Raw genomic sequence first — 3,880 nt, 5'->3', positions numbered from 1 at the left:
GATGCCGGCGCCGCGCGGGCTGGTGTCGGGCGCGACCAGCATGATCCCGTGCCGCTGCGCGAAGCGCTGGGCGCCGGCCTTGATCATGAACGTTTCTTCGGTGCAGGTCAGGCCCGCAAGATAGAACATCACGGGTACGGGCCCCGCGTCCGCATGCGTGGGCAGGAAGACCGAGAAGCGCATCGGCAGTCCGATGGCGGTGGAGTCGTGGCGGTAGAAACGTTGCTGGCCGCCGAAGCACTGGTGCAGGCTGATCAGTTCGAGCATGTGGAGTCCTTGCGGCCGCCCGGCCCGCGGCAGGGCGGCAAAGCGGTGGATCTTTCGCGGTACGCTTGAGACCCTGGGCCCGCGAGGCTAACAGGAATTGCCGCACACCGACAAGCAAGCCATGAGCAAAGCGTTGAACACCCCGACCCCGGCCGCCGAGCGGCAGCTCTCCTCGCAGGCCCGGCGCCTGGGCCTGGACCGCATCCGTTTCGATCTTACGTCCATCCGTCTATTCATCGCCACGGTCGAGCACGGCAGCATCACCCGGGCCGCCGAACAGCAGTGCGTGGCCGTGACCGCCGCCTCGCGACGCATCGCCGAACTGGAGGCCCAGTTCGGCATCGCGCTGTTCCAGCGCCGGCCGCACGGCATGGTTCCCACCGATGCCGGCCGCAGCCTGCTGGCCCATGCGCGCGCGCTGATGCACTCGGTCGAGCGCATGCACAACGACGCAGCCGCGCATGCCGACGGCCACAAGGGGCTGGCCCGGGTGGCGGCCTGTACCTCGGCGGCGCTGCAGTTCCTGCCGGGCGACATACGCGCGCACCAGGCGCTGTTTCCCGACATCGACATCGAAACGCAGGAGGGGACCAGCTACGGCGTGATCAAGGCGGTGGTGCAGGGAACCGCAGAGGTCGGCATCTACGAAGCGGCCGTCAGCACGCCGCCGGCGATGATGCGAACCCGCCCGTATCGCGAGGACAGGCTGGTGCTCGTGACCCACCGGGGCCATCCGCTCGCGCGGCGCAGGCAGGTGGGATTCGCCGACATCCTGCCGTGCGATCTCGTCGGCTTGAACGAGGACTCGGCGTTGTCGATGCTGCTGGTGCGGCTGGCCGCGCGCCACGATGGCAAGCTCAACGTCCGCGTGCGCGCCCGCAGCTTCGACACCATGCTGGCCATGATCCAGGCCGAGCTCGGCGTGGGGCTGGTGCCGCAGGGAGTGGCCCAGTGGCTGGCGGTGAGCAAGACGTTCCGCCACATCGAGATCGCCGAGCCTTGGGCGCGGCGGCAGTTCGTGCTGTGCCACCGGCATGCTCCCGATATCTCCTCCGCCGCGCTGTCGGTTGCCGAATTCCTGGCGCGATCCGGGCCGCGCGACGCACCGCCGGCCTGATGCGCATCCGCATGCGCGAAATGCGAAACCAGCGTGAAAAAAATAGCAATGGCCGCCAGCCGCGGCCTTTGTCAGCATAGCTGCCGGCTGCGCCTGCGCAGCCTCGAGGCTCATCCTGCCTGACGCCGCGATGCGGCGCGGAGGGCCGATTCGTTTCACGCTAGAAGGAAATGCCGGTGAAGATTGCCCGCGTACACGCTACGCCATTGAACGTCCCGCTCGAATATTCAGCCGGCGGTGTGGGCCGCTCGACGTCGCTGTCGGCATGCCATGTCGAGGTCGAAACCGCAGACGGGCTGGTCGGCCATGGCCTGACCGCGATTACGGAAGAAGAGGTCGCGGCAGGCATCATCAACGCCGTGGCCGGTCCCGCGCTGGTCGGCATGGACGCGATGAACCACGAGGCGGCGTGGAACAAACTGTACTGGCTGCTCTGTCCGCGCGGACAGACCGGCTATGGCATGCACGCCGTCGCGGCGCTGGACGTCGCGTTGTGGGACCTCAAGGGCAAGGCCCTCGGTCAACCAGTCTGGCGGCTCCTGGGCGGCGCCCGCTCCAAAGTGCCGGTCTACACCACCTTCGGCTTCAACTTCCTCGATCGCGACGCCCTTGCCGAGGCCGCACGCGCATGCGTGGCGGAAGGCTTCGGGCATCTGAAGATGGTGGTGGGGCACGGCGCGCTGCAGCGGCGCGACGAACCGCGGCCGCTGGGCGAGGTCATCCGCGAGGATGCGTTGCGCGTGCGCGCGGTGCGCGAAGCGGTGGGGGCCCAGCCTTCCCTCTACATCGATGCCAATTGCAGCCTCGACGGCTTCCATGCCGAGAAGCTGGCGCTGTCCGTGCGCGATTGCGACATCGCGTTCTTCGAGGAGCCCGTCACGCAGAACGACGTGCGCCTGATGGCCGACCTGCGGCGCCGCACCGGCATGGCCGTGGCGGCCGGCCAGAACGAGGGCCTCGCCTTCCGCTTCCGCGACATGCTGACCGCAGGGGCGGTGGACTACGTGCAGCCCAACGTGGTCATCAGCGGCGGCTTCACCCAGGCCGCCAAGATCGCTGGCATGGCCGAGGCCTACAACGTGCCGATGGCCAACGGCGGCGCCTTCCCGCTGCACAACATGCACCTGCATGCCGGGCTCGCGCACGGCGGAAGGGTCGAGTGGCACCTGGTGGCCGTGGAAATGATGAGAAAGCTCTACCGCGACATTCCCGAGCCGCGCGACGGTTGGCTGGAGCTGCCGGAGGCGCCGGGACTCGGCTTCGAGCCCGACCGCGCGTCCATCGCCGAGATCGCCAAGCTGCCGTGCTCGGCCGGCAAGGGCAAAGGATAGCGCCCGCCGTCGTCCGGACCCATACCCATAAAGGAGACATTCATGCGCATTGCCCTTCGCCTGCTGGCCGCGATGGCGCTCGCGGTGCCGGCCCTTTCATTCGCCACCGGCGCCTGGCCCGGCAGCCGTCCCGTCCGACTGATCGTGCCCGCCAGCGCCGGCGGTTCGCTCGATACCCTGGCGCGGCCGCTGGCCCAGGCCATGTCGGACTTGTCCGGCGGACGCTTCATCGTCGAGAACGTCGGCGGCGCGGCGGGAATGATAGGCGCGAACAACGTGGCCAAGGCCGCGCCCGACGGCTACACCTTTCTGTTCGGCGCCATCCATCATGTGATCCTGCCCATCGCCTATCCCAAGATGCCCTACGACACGGCCAAGGACCTGGCGCCCATCGGGCTGATCGCCAATGTGCCGAACGTAGTGCTGGTGCGCAGCGATTCGCCGTTCAAGACCCTGGAAGACCTGGTCCGCGCGGGCAAGACGTCGGAGCAGGGCCTGAATTACGGCACGGGCGGCAAGGGCGGCTTGCACCATCTCTCCACCGAGCATTTCAAGCTGCTGACCGGCGCCAAGATGCAGGCCGTGCATTACCGGGGCAGCGCGCCGGCGATCACGGACCTGCTCGGCGGCCAGATCGACCTGATGTTCGAGACCATGCCCATGGCCCTGGGCCAGATACGAAGCGGCGCGCTGCGCGCCCTGGCCGTCACGTCGGCCGCGCGCTCGCCCGCGCTGCCGAGCACGCCCACGCTGGCCGAAGCCGGCGTGCCCGACCTCGCCGTGACGACCTGGTACGGCATCTTCGGCCCCGCCAAGCTTCCGCCCGAGATAGCCGAACGCATGCGCGGGCTCATCGTCCAGGCCCTGGGCACCGACAAGATCAAGGCGCTGTGGAAGGACTACGGCGCTACCGTCGACGGCCCCGGCGCCCGGGACTTTCCCGGCTTCGTCGCCAGCGAATTGCGCCACTGGGCGGACGTCGGCCGGCGCATTGATTTCAAGCCGGGTGAATGAGCGCGCCCGCCCGGCCGCCCGAAGGGGGCGCTCCCTCCCTTGGGGAGGACGTCGCGCAGCGACAGGAGGGTCGTCCGGTGAGCGCGCCCGCCCGGCCGCCCGAAGGGGGCGCTCCCTCCCTTGGGGAGGATGTCGCGCAGCGACAGGAGGG

Annotated in this window: 4 protein-coding genes; 3 read left to right on the top strand and 1 reads right to left on the bottom strand. The window is 68.9% G+C overall.

From position 1 onward, the window contains the following. Positions 1–267 (bottom strand): alpha/beta hydrolase-fold protein (locus CDO44_RS01890; protein ID WP_255407761.1); only part of this gene is annotated, 267 nt, incomplete at its 3' end. A gap of 121 nt (positions 268–388) precedes the next feature. Between CDO44_RS01890 and CDO44_RS01885 the strand changes: the two genes are divergently transcribed. From CDO44_RS01885 to CDO44_RS01875, 3 genes are all read left to right on the top strand, one after another. After that, entirely contained in the window at positions 389–1,384 is a 996-nt protein-coding gene (locus CDO44_RS01885) for a LysR family transcriptional regulator (protein ID WP_087778447.1), read from the top strand. Between the two features lie 176 nt (positions 1,385–1,560). Next, positions 1,561–2,715 (top strand): mandelate racemase/muconate lactonizing enzyme family protein, encoded by a 1,155-nt coding sequence (locus tag CDO44_RS01880; protein ID WP_087778445.1) that lies wholly within the window; start codon positions 1,561–1,563, stop codon positions 2,713–2,715. Positions 2,716–2,757: 42 nt separating this feature from the next. Then, positions 2,758–3,729, top strand: coding sequence for a tripartite tricarboxylate transporter substrate binding protein (locus tag CDO44_RS01875; protein WP_087778443.1), 972 nt, complete (start codon positions 2,758–2,760; stop codon positions 3,727–3,729). Positions 3,730–3,880: the final 151 nt, after the last annotated feature.

Source organism: Pigmentiphaga sp. NML080357, from assembly GCF_002188465.1.
Classification (GTDB): Bacteria; Pseudomonadota; Gammaproteobacteria; order Burkholderiales; family Burkholderiaceae_B; genus Pigmentiphaga.
Note: the sequence above shows the minus strand (reverse complement) of the source record. Positions and strands in the feature narration are given on the sequence as shown.